At 46.5% G+C, this 16,339-nt stretch carries 14 protein-coding genes; 5 read left to right on the top strand and 9 right to left on the bottom strand.

Going from position 1 to position 16,339, the window contains the following annotated elements; genetic code table 11:
• Nucleotides 1–9: 9 nt before the first annotated feature.
• Nucleotides 10–1,545, top strand: coding sequence for an OmpA family protein (locus BLU98_RS03195; RefSeq protein WP_092721861.1), 1,536 nt, complete (start codon nucleotides 10–12; stop codon nucleotides 1,543–1,545).
• 98 nt (nucleotides 1,546–1,643) lie between these two features.
• Here the strand turns inward: BLU98_RS03195 and hxpB are convergent, their stop codons facing one another.
• From hxpB to BLU98_RS03150, 9 genes are all read right to left on the bottom strand, one after another.
• On the bottom strand, nucleotides 1,644–2,303 hold the full coding sequence (hxpB, locus tag BLU98_RS03190) for a hexitol phosphatase HxpB (protein WP_092721859.1): 660 nt from the start codon (nucleotides 2,301–2,303) through the stop codon (nucleotides 1,644–1,646).
• A gap of 74 nt (nucleotides 2,304–2,377) precedes the next feature.
• Nucleotides 2,378–4,354, bottom strand: coding sequence for an SUMF1/EgtB/PvdO family nonheme iron enzyme (locus BLU98_RS17670; protein ID WP_257574673.1), 1,977 nt, complete (start codon nucleotides 4,352–4,354; stop codon nucleotides 2,378–2,380).
• Nucleotides 4,355–4,363: 9 nt separating this feature from the next.
• Complete coding sequence (locus BLU98_RS03180) at nucleotides 4,364–5,884, bottom strand: Hsp70 family protein (RefSeq protein WP_092721857.1); 1,521 nt, start codon at nucleotides 5,882–5,884, stop codon at nucleotides 4,364–4,366.
• Nucleotides 5,885–5,886: 2 nt separating this feature from the next.
• On the bottom strand, nucleotides 5,887–7,569 hold the full coding sequence (locus BLU98_RS03175; protein WP_092721855.1) for a hypothetical protein: 1,683 nt from the start codon (nucleotides 7,567–7,569) through the stop codon (nucleotides 5,887–5,889).
• 12 nt (nucleotides 7,570–7,581) lie between these two features.
• Nucleotides 7,582–8,235 (bottom strand): FHA domain-containing protein, encoded by a 654-nt coding sequence (locus BLU98_RS03170; protein ID WP_092721853.1) that lies wholly within the window; start codon nucleotides 8,233–8,235, stop codon nucleotides 7,582–7,584.
• A gap of 42 nt (nucleotides 8,236–8,277) precedes the next feature.
• Nucleotides 8,278–9,243 carry a PP2C family protein-serine/threonine phosphatase gene (locus BLU98_RS03165; protein ID WP_092721851.1) on the bottom strand — a complete coding sequence of 322 codons (966 nt, stop codon included), beginning with the start codon at nucleotides 9,241–9,243 and terminating at the stop codon, nucleotides 8,278–8,280.
• Between the two features lie 15 nt (nucleotides 9,244–9,258).
• Nucleotides 9,259–11,148 (bottom strand): bifunctional serine/threonine-protein kinase/formylglycine-generating enzyme family protein, encoded by a 1,890-nt coding sequence (locus BLU98_RS03160; protein ID WP_092721849.1) that lies wholly within the window; start codon nucleotides 11,146–11,148, stop codon nucleotides 9,259–9,261.
• A gap of 67 nt (nucleotides 11,149–11,215) precedes the next feature.
• Nucleotides 11,216–11,731 (bottom strand): acyl-CoA thioesterase, encoded by a 516-nt coding sequence (locus BLU98_RS03155; protein ID WP_092721847.1) that lies wholly within the window; start codon nucleotides 11,729–11,731, stop codon nucleotides 11,216–11,218.
• Nucleotides 11,732–11,775: 44 nt separating this feature from the next.
• Nucleotides 11,776–12,873, bottom strand: a complete 1,098-nt coding sequence (locus BLU98_RS03150) for a mandelate racemase/muconate lactonizing enzyme family protein (RefSeq protein ID WP_092721845.1) — start codon at nucleotides 12,871–12,873, stop codon at nucleotides 11,776–11,778.
• A gap of 69 nt (nucleotides 12,874–12,942) precedes the next feature.
• Between BLU98_RS03150 and BLU98_RS03145 the strand changes: the two genes are divergently transcribed.
• From BLU98_RS03145 to BLU98_RS03130, 4 genes are all read left to right on the top strand, one after another.
• Entirely contained in the window at nucleotides 12,943–14,145 is a 1,203-nt protein-coding gene (locus tag BLU98_RS03145) for a proline dehydrogenase family protein (RefSeq protein ID WP_257574672.1), read from the top strand.
• A 67-nt stretch (nucleotides 14,146–14,212) separates the two neighbouring features.
• The gene (locus tag BLU98_RS03140; protein WP_092721841.1) at nucleotides 14,213–15,007 is read left to right on the top strand and encodes a thymidylate synthase; all 795 of its coding nucleotides are present in this window, start codon (nucleotides 14,213–14,215) and stop codon (nucleotides 15,005–15,007) included.
• A 16-nt stretch (nucleotides 15,008–15,023) separates the two neighbouring features.
• Nucleotides 15,024–15,518: a dihydrofolate reductase gene (locus BLU98_RS03135; RefSeq protein ID WP_092721838.1), complete on the top strand. Its 495-nt coding sequence runs from the start codon at nucleotides 15,024–15,026 to the stop codon at nucleotides 15,516–15,518.
• Between the two features lie 13 nt (nucleotides 15,519–15,531).
• Nucleotides 15,532–16,329, top strand: a complete 798-nt coding sequence (locus BLU98_RS03130) for an O-methyltransferase (protein ID WP_092721836.1) — start codon at nucleotides 15,532–15,534, stop codon at nucleotides 16,327–16,329.
• Nucleotides 16,330–16,339: the final 10 nt, after the last annotated feature.

Raw genomic sequence — 16,339 nt, 5'->3', positions numbered from 1 at the left:
TTATATCTTATGGCAAGCAAAAAGTTACTTTCAGCCGCAGCGCTGGTCCTGCTGTTACAGTCGGTCGGTATTGCTCAGACGGATTGGGGTTGGGATTGGAAAGACACATCTAAAATCGCTGTGAAAAACCTTCCACAACACAATGAATTTCTGAACAATCAATACCCGTACCCGGCGCAGCCCCGTTCTCAGTGGGAACTGGGATTTGGTGCAGGCCCCTCTTTCATTTTCGGAGAGGTAAAAAGTAAAGTAGGATTTGGTGGTACTATCTCTTTGAGAAAGGCCTTCAGTCATACTTTCTCTTACAGAATTAATTACACTGGTCTGTTGAATTCCGGTGAACCTACTGTTTATGGCACTTCTGTTGGTCAGTATGCCTACAAGAGCCAAACACATTCACTGGGTGTAGACCTGATCGCTTCTTTGAACTCCGCCAGTCACTACAGGGGCAACCCCAAGACCAACATTTATGTGTTGGCTGGTTACAGCCTGGTAGGGCACAGGGTATTGTATAAGAAACCTGTTGGACCTTTCGCCCAGCCTGGTGGCTACAACACCTATTATGGTATTGGCGATCCTAACTCACAGAATGGCCTGATCAACACTTGGTTTGGTGCCAACATTAACGGCAGACAAGGTTGGGCAATTATGCACATGGCTACTGCCGGTGCAGGTGTTGCTTTCAAGCTGAACAAGCAGGTTAATCTGGGTCTTGAACAGAAGTTCTACATGGCCGTTCCTGGTTATGATTACCTCGACGGTTACAAAGGTGCTAACAGTACTAAAAACGACTTCATCTCTTTCACTACTGCCCGTTTGAACATCAACATTGGCAACACTTCCAAGAGAGTGGAACCTTTGTGGTGGCTCAACCCCAACAACTATGTATACAACGAGCTGAACTCACCCAAGCACATGAAGATGCCTCCGGTGGTTCTGCCTGACTCTGATGGTGATGGTGTTACAGATCAGTTCGACCTGGAACCCAACACGCCCAAAGGTGCACGTGTTGATACACATGGCAGAGCAATGGATACTGATGGTGATGGTGTTCCTGATTACAGGGATAAAGAGCCGCTGACTCCGCTTAACTGCTTCCCTGTGAATGCTGATGGCGTAGGTACTTGTCCTGAGCCTGCATGCTGCAAAGAAATCAAAGACATGATGGCTAACATGAAAGCTGCTAAAGCTGAGTGCACCATCGGTGGATTGCCCAGCATCCAGTTCAAAGGAGCAAGCGCTAAACTGTCTAAAGAAGCACAAGCTTTACTGGCTGATGCAGCTGTTAAGATCAACGCTAATCCTAACTGTAAAGTAAAAGTGATCGGTTACGGTGCTTCAAGCAAAGCTGCTCAACAGCTGAGCTGGGAGCGTGTAAACGCTGTGATCAAATACCTGGTTGAAAAGCAAGGTGTTGCTGAAAGCAGGTTCATCTTCACTTATGGTCAGAATGGCGATGCCAACACTGTTGACCTCCAGGGTACAACTGAAGAAGGTCCTAATTCAGTACCGGCCCCTCACCCTAACCTGAAAAGCAGAAAATAATCTGAACGGTTCCTACCGTAAGGATTAAAAATAAAAGCCCCGTATCGTAAGATGCGGGGCTTTCTTTTTGTGAAGATGTATTTGTTAAGTAGTATGTCTTAACTGAGCAGTCCAAAATGCAACTCGCCAAAATTCTGAAGCGAAGACAAACGTAAATCGGCCGCGCCCCATTTTTCTTCTTTTAATTCTGCAGCGACGGGTACTACCACGCATTTCATACGTGCTGCCTTGGCAGCAATCAATCCGTTGAAAGAATCTTCGAAACAAAGACAGGCAGTAGGATGGCTATTCAGTTCCTGTGCACAGTTGAGGTATACTTGCGGATGAGGCTTACCGTAATCGAGTAATTCGGCAGAACAGGCAGCGGAAAGAACATCTTTTATACCAGTCATGCGCACCACCAACTCAATCAATTCCGGTGGTGAAGAAGTAGCCAGACCGATCTTGAATTCTTTTTTCAGGAAAAAATCAAAAATATAAGGTACACCCTGCATCACCCGTCCTTTGCGCTCAATTTTATCAAGTACAAGTGAAATGATCTTTTTTTCTGCCCGCAATTGTTCGGAAGGGTCGATTTTGAACCATGCCAGCCACCACTGTACAAACTCTCTTGTACGCAAGCCGGTAGTGCTTTTGTATTGTTCGTCGGTAAAGGACACGCCATAAGCTGCAAATACTTCTGATGCCGCTTCATTCCATAGGGGCTCGCTGTCGATCAGCAAACCGTCGATATCGAAAATAACGCTTGTTAACTGCATAGTAAATTATTGAGGAGCAAAAGTATTGGTAGCAAAGCATAGATGCGTAGAACAAGCTGCTATTTTATCATAACTTATTTACTCATGGCGAGCCTGAACCCGGTAGCATTGTTGCTGAAATCCAACTCATGCCCTTCGCGGTTGGATATGCGAGACGACCAGGATGATTGCATGAAGGAGCCGCCACGCAATACTTTTTGCGCACTTAACTCAGGGCCTATGGGATTGACACGTGTGCTATGGGAAAAATAATCCTCTGCATAATAATCACTGCACCATTCCGATACGTTGCCACTCATATCGTAAAGACCCAACGGATTAGGCTTTTTACCACCAACCGGTGATGTTTTATTGGCATTGTCTTTATACCACGCCACTTCGTTGGCATCCCTGCTGCCGGCATAGTAATATGATTTGTCTTCCAGCTTTCCACCTCTTGCGGCGTACTCCCATTCGGCTTCTGTAGGCAGCCTGAATTTTTTGTTGGATAGTTTATTAAGCCGTTCAATGAAATCGTTCGCCGCTTTCCAGCTGATCATTTCAACGGGACAATTGGGACAATCCTTGAAGAAACTGGGATTATCGTCTTCCATAATTGCCGCCCAAATATGTTGTGTGAGTTCGTACTTACTGATATAGAAACTATCCACTGTAACAGCAATGGCCGGCTTTTCCCGTGTAGAACAGCTCACGCCTACTTCATTGGTACAACCCATCGTAAACTGCCCGCCTTCTACCAATACCATGCTGCTGTCGAGTTCCTGCAAGGCCGATGAAAGTGCTACCGTACCATCATCAACATCATAGTTGTTTGCCTTGAGCAGGGCCATAACTTCAGACCGGCTGCCGAATTTGGTAAGTAATACCTTGAGTTGTTTTTTCTTTTCTATCCGGCTCATGGTTGCAGGAAAGAACCGGGCTCCTTTTTCGATGAACAATTTGATCACATCGGTATCTGCATTGATGCATGCATGCGCCAGGGGTGTGGCGTAAATCTCTTTATTTTCTGCAAACCGGCCGCCGTAATTGTTGACGCCCACGCCGTGTTCAAAGAGGTAACGAAAAACAGTGGTATCGCTTTTTACATCGAGTGCATAATCGATGATCCTTTTGCCGCCGATGATCGCTTCTTCCAGGCTGTCTTTCCGGATAAAAAAACCAATATCACTGCTTCGCGATGCCTTCAATGCAATTTCGATATTATCGCTTAGCGGCGCTTTACCTGCCTGAACGGCATCAATGAAACGGTAAGATTCGTCCCTCGTGATCTTGTCCAGGTCAATTTTGATCTCTTTGAGGAAACGATCCCGTTCATCTTTCATGGTGAAAGCCACTGCAGAATCGGAATAGTTTTTAACCAGTGATGCCAGTTGATTTTTATCGTTCAAAAAAAGATCCCTGGATTTCAATACCTGGTCAGTAATACCGCTTTCGCCTTTCCTGATCTTTATTATCAGCGTTTGCAACGCGGTTTTATCATTGAAAATTTGTTTGATCCAATCCCTGATGCGGCCCTCTGCTTCATTTAAAGAAGCAATATGTTGTTGTTTGAGCGCTTCCTGTGCTTCTTTTATCCTGCGCAATTCTTCGAGCTTTTCCTGGTGTAACTGATCATCTTTAACAGGGGTATAATCTACTTCCGGAAAAGCAATAACGATATTACGCCCTGCGTCTTTATCCTGCACAACGAAAGAAGTATCGTACTGTGTTCCCTGGCCATCACTGAGTGAAATGCGCATTTCATCTGTATTGTTGAGCGGGACCCGTTTAGACATCCCAGCCTTGATCTTACCTGCTTCGCTCTCATTGATACTTACGTTGATGGCACTGCTTTTGCTGGCCTTGAGTACCAGGTAAGCAAATGCACCTTCTTTTTTCTCTTCATTATCATCCCTGAATTTTACCTGCGGTTTAGTACCTGTTTTTTTCTTCGAATCAGTACCTGTCTTGGTATTGGTAGGGGCTTTGATGAGCTGCGCAGCAGCATCCATGACCATCACACAGGCAGCCAGTAAGAAAATGGATTTGAGTAAACAGCGCTTCATAAGCATGCAATCGGGTTATAGATAATTGTTCAGGTAAATATTGTCCAGCAAAGATTTTTGTTGCAGGAAATCGTATTTATATCCCGATTCCTTGCGGATGAATTCGAATTTGATGTCACGGCCGTTTTCTGCATTTTTCAGTTTAATGCCAATGGTGCCATTCAACCTGTTTTCCACATTCACTTCCAGCAGAAATTCTGAGACCGGTCCAAAAGGCCCTGCTTTGATAGTGCCCAATTTGTGCAGGTCTTCCTGCGGATCCCAGAATTGACATAATTCAATCAAAACGAAATCGATTTTGCTGGGGTTGATGCGATACACTTTTTTAGATGAAACAGGCAGGGGTATATTCCGGTGGATCAACAGATCGATTTGTTGCCTGTTGCTGTTCGATAATAATAAGCCAATATTATAGGTGCTAACACTTCTCAGCTCAATGGGTGTTACCAGCGAACTGCTGCCACTGCTGAACGAAGCAGCATAAAGGGCTGCACCTTTGGCCACGCTGCTTAAAGGCTGGTGATAAATGAGTTCCTGGTGCGGAGCGATCTTTTGCTTCCAGAAATTATACACCAGCTTGCTGCTGGACGTGCCGCCTATCAATACCAGCTTATTGACATCGGTAAATTGCATACCGAGGGAACGCAAACACCTGTTGACGGCCTGTTCTGTTTTGGTAATGAGTTGGGTAGCTCTCGCAGCATAGCCGTCGTAATAGAAAGTAGATTCGAAAGCATCCCTGCCTATCATGATCCATTTACTGATATTGGCAGGAGTAGCTGCATCATTCAATTCTATTTTGATGTTTTCTGCAATTTTCTGAACACGGTTATTGGTGAGTTTATCGGAAGGGAAGGGTACGCCAAACGCTTTCTCATAGTCGGCCCGGATGGTTTCCTGCACAATCTCATCGAACTCTTTTCCACCTAATTTGTTTACACCATCTTTGGCAATCACATTCAGTTGTGTGCCCGATTTGGTGATGAGTGTAAGGTCGAATGTGCCGCCGCCAAAATCATAAATGAGTATGATCTCTTCGTCTATTTTTTTGTTACTGCTCCCGTAAAACAGCGCTGCGGCCACGGGCTCTTCCACGATGGCGCTGAGCTCCAGTTCGGCCAGCCTGGCGGCTTCAATGACAGATTTCCTTTGCACATCGTTGTAATGGGCAGGCACCGTGATCACAGCCTGCTTGAAACCATCGGGCAGGTACAGCTCCGCATCGTTCTTCACTTTTCGAATGATCAGTGAGGCTACGGTTTCACTGAACCAGGCATTGTTGTCATCGTCGAAATAAACCGGGTCCTGCGTTCCGAAACTTCTTTTGAAATAGGAGATGATCTGTTTATCTGGCAATGATTCGTAAAGACTTTCTGCAAAGCCACCCGCATAAGCCCGGTTCCCTTCAATGATGGCAATGGAAGGTGTGATCTGCTGGTCTTTGTTGTTGGCGTCGGGTATCAGCACAGGGCTTCCATCCCTGCTGAGGGTGGCGGCTACTGTATTGCTGGTTCCCAGGTCAATGCCCAATACCATAGCTAAAGTTTTAAATCTTTTTCAATTGCTGTTACCATATTGTTGTACTGAACAACAAGTTTGTCTCGAACCTGTGCAGCTGCCTGCACATTGCGCAGCAGCAGGTCCACGCTCATTTGCTGTTTCGCCTGTTGTTTTTTTTCTTCACGCATCCGGTTGGCTTTTTGCAACTGTGCCTCCCGGATATTTTTCTCTATCTGCTGGCCGATATTCTGGTTGGTGTCTACCAACCACCGGGCAATATGCGAGGTCCAGTCCTGACTGCTGTCGCTGAACATGCGCTTTGCTTCTTGTTGCAGTAACTCTTTGGCTTTGTTCAGTTCTTTTTGAAATTCTTCCGCTCTCCTTTTGGGAATGCGTTTGCGTAAGTCGGATATGCCATAGCCGATCAGCGACAAAGAGATCAGTCCGGTGCTCACTTTAACCCACATGGCCATGTGCTTGAACAGGCTCATATCGCCAGCTGTTGCAATTACCGAGAGCGGCGCCAGCAATCCGCCGATCACCACTGTTAGTCCTGTATAATCTTTCAGCGCTACCAAATATTCCATAGTGCCTTTTTTAACGAGCTCACCAGTATAGGTTTTATTCATGTAGCAGAAAGAATGAATGGTCTGTTCTTTATCGGGGAAGAGGGGATAAATCCCCTCGGGATTCACCGCTTTAATACCTTTGCTCCTGAGCTGTATGTTCGCCTGTGTAAGCATATCTTCAAAAGAACTTTTGATGAAAGCTTCGTCTTTGCCTAGTTCAGTCCTGATATTGGCTGATACAGTAGCAATAAATTGTTCCTGGAAATCTTTAGGGATAGAGGCATCCAGCTTCTCTTTTTTCTCCGCTACCGTTTTTTGTTCCAGTTCTGTGAGGCGATTGCTTTGTTCAACGGCCACCATAGAAAAGCGGCCTGTATTGGGTTTGTTGAGGTCTTCGTATTTGGCAGTATAACTTTTTTCCAGTTCTTGTGCGGTTTTCCGGATGAGTTGCCTGAGGTTGATGGTCAGCTCGCTGTTGTTGAGCGCTTCCTCTTCTTTCCGTGTGATATGGGTATTCTGACTCACCAGTAGCTTACGGGTTTGCGCGGCCCTGGTTTCCGATGCCAGTATCTCATCTAAAAAAAGGAAGGCCGGTCGGATACTGTTGAGACAGGATAGTTGTTGCAACTGCTCAAGCGAAGACGGATGAATATCAGCAGTGAGAATAGTTGGAAGGTGTCCGCTATTAACTTTTTCCGGCAGCAGGAAAAAAGTCTTGACCGATTGCTCCGATTGAGCGATGAGGCTTTGAATGTTGTGGGTGTTTCCCAACAGGTCAACCAGGAACATGGCCCGGTAACCATTATTTTCTTTTTTGAAATAACGGATCAGTGCATCACACTCCTGCATGGCTTCATCCCAGATGATGAATGCAACGGCAGGAATTGGATCTTCAAAAATGCGCACCGTATAATTGAGTTCGTTTTTGATCAGGAGTTTATAAGGAGTTTCATTTTCCTGTAGCGATTGCATGATTTTTTTGCCTGCTGCACTAGCATTGGTGCAACAGAACAGGTCGATATGAAAAACAGTGTTGTCGGCAATACGCCTGATTTTCCGGCCAGACTCTTCCAGGAAACCGGCGAAGCTGGATACAGGTAATTCCTTCAACAATTCATTGAAACCATCAGCGATATGAAGCAATTCTTTCATGATACCTGTTGTTTAGAATACATCAATCACCACCGTTTTCATGTACTCGCTTTCTTCCACTTCCTGCACAATTTTATGTATGCTGGTATTATTCAACCGGATGATCAGTTTGGTAACGCCCACCTGTATGGTGTCGTTATTCCCGATCGTTACTTTCTGCGCGATCCTTTGGCTGTTACCATTGATATAAGTGCCGTTTTTGCTGGGCTTTCCTCCATTGCCGGTGGCATCATCGCTGATCACAATCTGCAAAGGATCTACATTGGTCACTTCAAGCAATGCATGTGTTCTGCTTACATAAGGATCGTCATCCAGTACAATGGTAGGACTGCCGGGCTGTGAATTCCTGCCAATGTAATTCTTGCCATAATACAAGGGAAAGGTTTTGGCAGATTGGTTCTCGGTATGCCGGATGAGCCAACCGATCTCTGTTTTAGCGGCAGTTGATGCTGGTTTCGCTTCAGATCCTTTGGCCCCAATGAACTCTGCCCTCATCTGCTTTACTTTTTCGGTATTGGCAATGTGCAGCTGACGCAGGAATTCATTCGGTGCATTTTCAGAAAGGCGCTGAAAATAAGCGAGCTTATCGTTCAGGCGCACACGGATATCGGCATCAGAAGCCGACTCGGGTAGCTCTAAAAATTCGAGCACTTCGTTTCTTGTCATAATCACTGTATTTTAATGGCCACACGATTCCCTGTTACAGGATCAATGGGGCTTGCCAGGTTGTTTTGCAACAGAATCTTGTTGCACCGCCTCCTTTTTCTGCGGGTGTGTCATCATAATTGATTTACTGGTATCTGGCTTCATAGGGGAGGAAATCTGTGTATGGCGGTTACCCGATGATCGCTGGTAAGCGTACCAAGCTCCTGCTATCAATAATAACAGAAGTAAAACGGGAAATAACCTGCTTTTTGCGGCAACCTTTTTTTTCAGGCTGTTTATGTGCAGGAGGTACATAGAATAATTGTCCTTTGTGTTATTGCGGCAAAGCGCATCTATGACCTCGCTGTAATTACTAAAGGGGTTATAAGGAAATAATATTGTTGCAAAGTGATCTTCTGTGAATTGCTCCATCAGTCCGTCTGTGCAAAGCAGGAACCAATCATCTTCCCTGATATCGCTGAGCACGGTATAAGTAATATCGGATGGATGCGTATGTGTACTCAGGCTGCGGGTGATGACATTCCGCTGCGGATGCATGAGGGCTTCTTTTTCTGTGATCACGCCTTGTGCAACCAGTGTGGCTACCAGTGAATGGTCTTTACTTTTATAAATGGAAATGCCATTGCGAAGTTGGTATATCTTGCTATCGCCACACCAGGCGATATAGGCATTGTGCTGACTGAAGAGCAGCAAAGCAAGCGTAGTGCTGGTAGTTGCAGCCGCAGGGTGGGTAAGAATATAATCGTGCACCTGCTGCTGAAAGGAAGCCAGCGCTTCATCGAGTTTGTTTTTGAAAGCCTGCTCTGAATCGACCACCGCTGTGGCTAATATGTTATAATAACAACGCGTGGCTATATCAGAAGCCACTTCGCCAAAGCTGCTGCCTCCAACGCCATCGCATACAATGAACAATGGGATATCCTGTGGCAGGTATCTCTTAGGAAGAATGGCGTCTTCCAGGTTTTTTCTGCCACCGATTTCATTCAATGTGAATGCCCTGATGTTCATTGTTAGTAATTGTTTTTATTCAGCTGGATCCGCTGCCAGCCTGAACCCGATGTTTTTATTTCTTTTGCTCATTACTTCTGCATTGCGTGCTTTGGCATGAACAAAAAAGATATCATTCTCATAATCGCCGCCCCGCAACACTTTTCCCTGCATGGGGGAGGGTTGCAGGTACGGGCCATACCAATCTTCACACCATTCATACACATTGCCCAGCATATCATAGATGCCATGCGCATTCGCCTGCCGGGTACCCACCTGGTGCGCTTTTTTGTTGGAATTCGTAACATTCCAGCTAACAGTATTCAATGCAGTTTGTTCTTCCGTAGCAGCAGTATTCAACGCTGCAAACTCCCATTCTGCATCGGCAGGTAAACGGAATTGTTTGAAAGGAAATGTTTTGCCTTGTGCTTTCATTGCCGATAACAGTTTGTTGAGTTGTGCAATGCAAGCTTTCGCATCTTCCCATGAAATACTGTCGGCCGGGAAAAGCGATAGGCTGGTATCTGTGTACCGGTTGTCTTTCATGATCGTTTTCCACTCAGCCTGTGTCAGCTCATAGGCATCGAGCAGGAAAGGTTTTACAGTAACGGGATGCTCCGGACCATCGAGGTTCCGTTTGGGATCATTGGTGCCCATGGTAAAACTGCCTCCCCGGATATATTTCATAGAGGAAGCCAATGCAGACAATACCTGTTCCTGTTTTGTATCTACTATGGATTTATTGATAAGATTGCCTGGTGCAAAATATTTGCTGTATGCCCAGTATCCGAATCCCGCGATTGCGAGTACTATCACTATTGAAAACAACACGGCCCCTGTTTTTTTCTTTTTAACAGGTACTGTTTCCAGTTCTTTCGGCTTCTTTGTTTTCACGATAGTCACTGCGCCATTGCTTTCATCCGGCACGATATGTTCGGCGATCTTTTTTTTGCCTGCCTGCTTTTTACTCTTAGCAATATGAGTGGCTACCGGTATGGAAATTTCCAGTGTTTCATCGTTGGAATCGGTGGATGTACCAACAAAATGCAGCAACGCTGTGGATTGATCCTGCTGGTTTTTGAAAAGACCGATCAATTCATCGATGTTGCTGGTCCGTTTGTTGGCATCGGAAACAATGCATTTGCGCAGTACCGACCTGAAAGGCTCTTCCAGTTTATCCAACCTATCACCAATGCCTTCAGCATTGACGATCTTAGATATCATTTGCGCGGCCGATGTATCGCCGGAACGGGAACCAAAAAGCATATTGCCCGTGAGCAGGTAATAGGCAGTAACGCCAAAAGCCCAGATATCTACATTATAACTGATCTTTTTATTAATGCCATACTTTTCCGGGTTGAACTGCTCGGGCGCCATGTATTCAATAGTACCCAGGAGTATGGAGGCGCTGGCCTGGCTGGAATCGGCATTCTTGCTGATACCAAAGTCGGCGATCTTGGCCACCAGCCTGTTCTGCTTATCCCGTCCCAGCAGGATATTCTGCGGCTTAATGTCGCGATGGATCATGCCCTCGTTGTGCAGGTATTTCAATCCCTCCAATACATCAATCAACAATTTTTTGAGTTGCTCGGTGGTGAGCGGATGCTGGCTCATATAGGTCTTGAGCTGACCTTCCTGCACAAATTCCATCACACCGATCTGCACGTCTTCTTCCTGGCCATGCAAATTGCGGCTGGCCAGGGTTTCCACACCATAATATTTAACGATGTTGGGATGAGATAAAGTGATGGCTTTTTTGATCTCGTTGATGATGGTGTACTTGTTGGACTGCTCCTGCGGATGGAAGAACTTCAAAGCCACCGGCATTTCCAGTATCTTGTCATACGCTTTGTAAACGGTAGCAAAGCCACCTTTCCCCAGCAGATCCATTTGCGGATCATAGACGTATTTGTTCAGTATTTCCATGCGGTCTAAGCAGTATTTAAATATACTCTTTTACGCTTAGAATACCATAGGGGAAAACCCTTACGTATTATTTGGCATTGAGGAAAGCCTTCAATTCTATGGCATCATTGGGTTTCATTTTGCCGGCCAGGATCAGGCGGATTTGTCTTCTCCGCAGGGCGCCATCGTATAGCAGCTTTTCTTCATCTGTTTCGGGGGTCAGGGAAGGTACCTGACGAGGCTTCCCATTGGGGTCGAGGGCTACGAAAGTGAAGAATGCTTCATTGCTTTCGTATTTATACTGATGGAGGAGGTCTTCTCCCCATACTTTGAGGTGTATTTCCATGGAAGTGTTGAAAGCCCTGCAAACCTTGGCTTCAATGTGCACTACATTGCCCAGTTTGATGGGATTTTTAAAGCTCAGGTTATCAACCGAAGCGGTCATGCTGGGTGCATTGCAATGTTTACCGGCAGCTATTCCGGCGGCAATGTCCATCCAGTACATCAGCCGTCCCCCCATGAGGTTTCCAAAAGTATTGGTATCGTTGGGCAATACCAGCTCGTTCATAGCGGTGAAACTCTCTGAGGGCTTTTTAACTTCCATGGGGATGATTTGAGCGCAAAGATAAGAGAGTTAAGAGTTAAGCTTTACACGATTACTGATTCAAGGCCTGCTAAGTAGCTTTCATCTACATCGGCGCCGATGCCGGGTGTTTCAGGCAACAGCAGTTGCATACCCTGATAGCTAACACCACCGGTAACGGGATCGGTCAGGTGGCCCAGCAGGCAGGTATCGAGGTCATAAAACCGGATATTATCGTGTGCCATGGCAAAATGCACTTTGGCGGTGAGGGCCAGCCGGCTTTCCAGCATACCGCCCAACATACAGCTGATACCGTTGCTTTCAGCCACCCGGTTGATCTGCCTGGCTTCTTGTATGCCGCCACTTTTGGCGAATTTGATATTGATATAGTGGCAGGCTTTATTACGTATGAGCCGCTCGGCATCATGATGAGTAAAAACGCTTTCATCGGCCATAATGGGAATGGGTGAACGGCGGCATAATTCCGGCAGCCATTCATCATTCCATTTGTGCATGGGCTGCTCGCAAAATTCAATACCGTACCCGGCCAGGGCAGTGAGGATTTTAAGGGCTTCTTCATAACTCCATCCCTGGTTGGCATCAATGCGCAATTGAATGTCTCCGCCAATGGATTGCCGGATCTGCCTGATCCGTTCTACATCAGTATCGGGCTCTTTGCCCAGCTTTACCTTGATGATGTTCACGCCTTTGGCTTTGAAAGCAAGCGCCTGTTCCGCCATTTTTTCGGGCGTGTCGATACCGATGGTAAGATCGGATTCGATGGACTTTTGTTTTCCCCCGAGGAACCGGTACAGGGGCTGAGCGGCCGCTTTAGCAGCAATATCATACAGGGCCAGGTCGAACGCACTTTTAGCGGTATAGTTGCCGGCAGTGAAAAGATCCAGTTCCTGCATCCGGTCACTGATGGCAAGGGCGGACTTATCTTTCCATAACGTTGCAAAATCTTTGGCCATTTCAAAGCAGGTAGCCTGTGTTTCACCGGCGATCATGGGAAAAGCGGAACATTCGCCCACACCGCTTATCCCTTCGCTTGTATGGATGCGGATGAACAGGTTCTGTGCCGAACGCATGGTGCCGGTTGCAATGGTAAAGGGCGCCATGGGAATGGAGTATTTGTAAATTTCCGTTCGTGTAATAAGCATCTGCGAATTTGCGGATTTTTTCCCAAAAGCTTTTTTACTTAGCAGGAAGCATCCGATATTCGTGCTCGAATGACAAATTGGAAAATGAGTATATCCTTTGATAATACCGAAAATGCATTCGCATATAAGAGCGATAAGGACCTGAAAGGAGCCAAGTTTTTATTCAATACCATGGGTTATCCCTGGTTTGTGCAAGTGGGTACCCGTCTTACCCCTTTTATCATGAGAACCGGCCTGCCGGTGCATGGGATCATACGCAAGACCATTTTCAAACAGTTTGTGGGCGGAGAGACCTTGGAAGAGACAGCCGCTGTAGGTGAAATATTGGGTAAATATGGCGTAGATGTGATCCTGGATTATGGCGTGGAAGGCAAAGATGGAGAAGCAAGCTTCGATCATGCCACCGATGAATTCATACGGGTGATCAATTATGCAGCTACACAAAAGAATATCCCCTTTATCAGTGTTAAGATCACCGGCCTGGCACGTTTCAAACTTCTGCAAACGCTGAATGAGGCGCCACGCCTGCGTAGCGGCATTCATGATCATGAAGCGGAGATCAACGAGTGGGACAGGGTAAGGGAGAGAATGTACGCCATCTGCGGGGTAGCTGCAGAAAAAAATATCGGCGTACTGGTGGATGCGGAAGAAAGCTGGATACAGGACCCGATTGACCGGCTCACCATGGAGATGATGGAAATCTTCAACAAAGACAAAGTCATTGTTTACAATACACTACAGTTGTACCGTCATGATCGGCTGCATTTTCTTACCATATCCCAACAGATCGCTAAAGAGAAAGGATTCAAGCTGGGTATGAAACTGGTGCGGGGTGCTTATATGGAAAAAGAACGGGCGCGTGCAGCAGAGAAAGGCTATCCTTCACCCATACAGCCCGACAAAGACAGTACGGACAGGGATTATAACCTGGCGTTAAAATATTGCATCGAACACCTGGAAGAGATCGCCATCATTGTAGCCACGCATAACGAAGCCAGTTGTCTCTATGTAGTGGAATTGCTGAACGAAAAAGGTATTTCCCATCAGCATCCGCATGTTCATTTTTCGCAACTGTACGGCATGAGTGATAACATCACGTTCAACCTGGCCAAAGACGGACTGCGTGTAAGCAAATACCTGCCCTTTGGTCCCATTCGCGATGTGATCCCGTATCTTATGCGCCGGGCCCAGGAAAACAGCAGTGTAAGCGGACAAACAGGCCGTGAACTGGGGTTGATCAAAAAAGAACTCCTGCGACGGAAACAGGTGTAAACAGGTTCTCCCCAGGCTGTTCAAATCATTCTTTTTATCATCACCAACAGTGGCGTACTTTGCAGGCATGCAACAATACCTTCAATTACTCCAACATATATTGGATCATGGTCATGCGAAGACCGATCGCACCGGTACCGGCACGATCAGTTGTTTCGGTTACCAGATGCGCTTCAACTTACAGGAAGGGTTTCCGTTGGTGACCACTAAGAAACTGCACCTCAAGAGCATTATTTATGAGTTGTTGTGGTTCCTGAAAGGGGAAACCAACATACATTATCTCAATGAGCACGGGGTGAATATCTGGAACGAATGGGCAGATGCCGAGGGGAACCTGGGGCCGGTGTATGGCAAGCAATGGCGCAGTTGGGAAGGGACCGATGGCCAAACGATTGACCAGATCAGTGATGTGGTGGCGCAGATCAAAAAAAATCCCGATAGCCGGCGCCTGATTGTCAGCGCCTGGAATGTAGCCGACCTGCCCAAAATGGCGTTGATGCCTTGTCACAATATGTTCCAGTTTTATGTGGCCGACGGCAAACTCAGTTGCCAGTTATACCAGCGCAGCGCCGATGTGTTCCTGGGCGTGCCTTTCAATATTGCATCGTATGCTTTGCTTACTATGATGATGGCACAGGCAACAGGTTTGCAGTATGGAGATTTTGTACACAGCTTCGGTGATGTGCACCTGTACAACAACCATATTGAACAGGCTACGCTTCAGTTGAGCCGCAAACCTTATCCATTGCCGGTGATGAAACTGAACCCGGAGGTGAAAGACATTTTTGGTTTCCGTTACGAAGATTTTACATTAGAGAACTACCAGTTCCATCCGCATATCAAGGCGCCGGTAGCGGTATAGATTTAAAACAGATGGCATGATCATTTCTCTTGTTGTAGCAGCGGCAGCAAACAATGTAATCGGTAGGGATAACCGGTTGCTCTGGCGCCTGCCTAATGACCTGAAATTTTTTCGCGACACTACCTGGGCGATGCCGGTAGTGATGGGGAGGAAAACCTTTGAGTCCTTATCGGGCAAGGCTTTGAAAGGAAGGATGAATATTGTGATCACGAGACAAAGCGGTTGGACGGCAGAAGGTGTTTCCATAGCACACGACCTCGATGAAGCCATCGCGTTGGCTGCCAAAGCAAATTATGAGGAGCTGTTTGTGATCGGTGGCGGCGAAATTTATCGTGAGGCGATGAACAGGGCAGATCGTATTTATCTTACCAGGGTATACACTGAAATAGCGGGTGATACTTTTTTTCCGGTAATAGCCGAACAACAATGGGAGCTGGCATCCGAAGAACGGATGGAAGCCGATGCCAAACATGCATACGCCTACAGCTTTCAATTATGGAAAAGAAAATGACAAAACGGTTTGTATGTATTCTCCCCTGCAGCTAGGCATCAAATACCTGAAATATTATGTAACAGCATCCAACGGAAAGGGGCATGGGGTGCATTCGCCTTTTGTATTTGAATTCATCACCCGGGTGCTGAACGACGACCGGCAATTTTATGCCTATCAACCCATAGAGAACCTGCGCAAGTTATTGCTGGCCGATACCAGAACGGTTGCTGTAAAAGACCTTGGAGCAGGGTCACGTGTAGAAAAAACACAAAGCCGGTTGGTGAAACAAATCGCGCATTCATCGCTCAAACCCGCACGCTTCAGCCAGTTGCTGTTTCGCATGGTGGATTTTTACCAGCCACGCATTGTGCTGGAAATGGGTACTTCCCTGGGCGTTACCACTGCTTATCTTGCTGCTGCAGGCAACAATGCACGGATCATTACAATGGAAGGGGCCGGAGAAGTGGCCGCGCTGGCAAAAAAGAATTTTGAAAAACTGCAGATCAATAATGCAGAAATGCTGGAAGGTAATTTCGATGATACCCTGCCGGGCTTGCTGGACCGCGAAAAGCGACTTGATTTTGTATTCATTGACGGCAATCACCGTTACGAACCCACGGTGCGTTATTTTCATCAACTCTTGCCGGCCTTACACGAATACAGCATACTGGTTTTTGACGATATACACTGGAGCAAAGAGATGGAACAGGCATGGAATGATATCTGCAAACACGAAGCGGTTAACCTGACGATCGACCTGTTTTTCATCGGGTTGGTTTTTTTCAGGAAAGAGAACAGGGAAAAGCAACATTTTAGCATTCGTTTTTGATATCTGAACG

The organism is Hydrobacter penzbergensis (assembly GCF_900106985.1).
GTDB classification, from domain to species: Bacteria; Bacteroidota; Bacteroidia; order Chitinophagales; family Chitinophagaceae; genus Sediminibacterium; species Sediminibacterium magnilacihabitans.
This window is presented reverse-complemented; position numbering and strand designations above follow the sequence as displayed.

Excerpts from the sequence above, each read along its gene's own strand:
- BLU98_RS03135 (WP_092721838.1), top strand. The coding sequence starts at position 15,024 with ATGATCATTTCTCTTGTTGTAGCAGCGGCAGCAAACAATGTAATCGGT.
- BLU98_RS17670 (WP_257574673.1), bottom strand. The coding sequence starts at position 4,354 with ATGCTTATGAAGCGCTGTTTACTCAAATCCATTTTCTTACTGGCTGCC.
- BLU98_RS03195 (WP_092721861.1), top strand. The coding sequence starts at position 10 with ATGGCAAGCAAAAAGTTACTTTCAGCCGCAGCGCTGGTCCTGCTGTTA.
- hxpB (WP_092721859.1), bottom strand. The coding sequence starts at position 2,303 with ATGCAGTTAACAAGCGTTATTTTCGATATCGACGGTTTGCTGATCGAC.
- BLU98_RS03140 (WP_092721841.1), top strand. The coding sequence starts at position 14,213 with ATGCAACAATACCTTCAATTACTCCAACATATATTGGATCATGGTCAT.
- BLU98_RS03155 (WP_092721847.1), bottom strand. The coding sequence starts at position 11,731 with ATGGAAGTTAAAAAGCCCTCAGAGAGTTTCACCGCTATGAACGAGCTG.
- BLU98_RS03165 (WP_092721851.1), bottom strand. The coding sequence starts at position 9,243 with ATGAACATCAGGGCATTCACATTGAATGAAATCGGTGGCAGAAAAAAC.
- BLU98_RS03150 (WP_092721845.1), bottom strand. The coding sequence starts at position 12,873 with ATGCTTATTACACGAACGGAAATTTACAAATACTCCATTCCCATGGCG.
- BLU98_RS03175 (WP_092721855.1), bottom strand. The coding sequence starts at position 7,569 with ATGAAAGAATTGCTTCATATCGCTGATGGTTTCAATGAATTGTTGAAG.
- BLU98_RS03160 (WP_092721849.1), bottom strand. The coding sequence starts at position 11,148 with ATGGAAATACTGAACAAATACGTCTATGATCCGCAAATGGATCTGCTG.
- BLU98_RS03180 (WP_092721857.1), bottom strand. The coding sequence starts at position 5,884 with ATGGTATTGGGCATTGACCTGGGAACCAGCAATACAGTAGCCGCCACC.
- BLU98_RS03170 (WP_092721853.1), bottom strand. The coding sequence starts at position 8,235 with ATGACAAGAAACGAAGTGCTCGAATTTTTAGAGCTACCCGAGTCGGCT.
- BLU98_RS03130 (WP_092721836.1), top strand. The coding sequence starts at position 15,532 with ATGTATTCTCCCCTGCAGCTAGGCATCAAATACCTGAAATATTATGTA.
- BLU98_RS03145 (WP_257574672.1), top strand. The coding sequence starts at position 12,943 with ATGACAAATTGGAAAATGAGTATATCCTTTGATAATACCGAAAATGCA.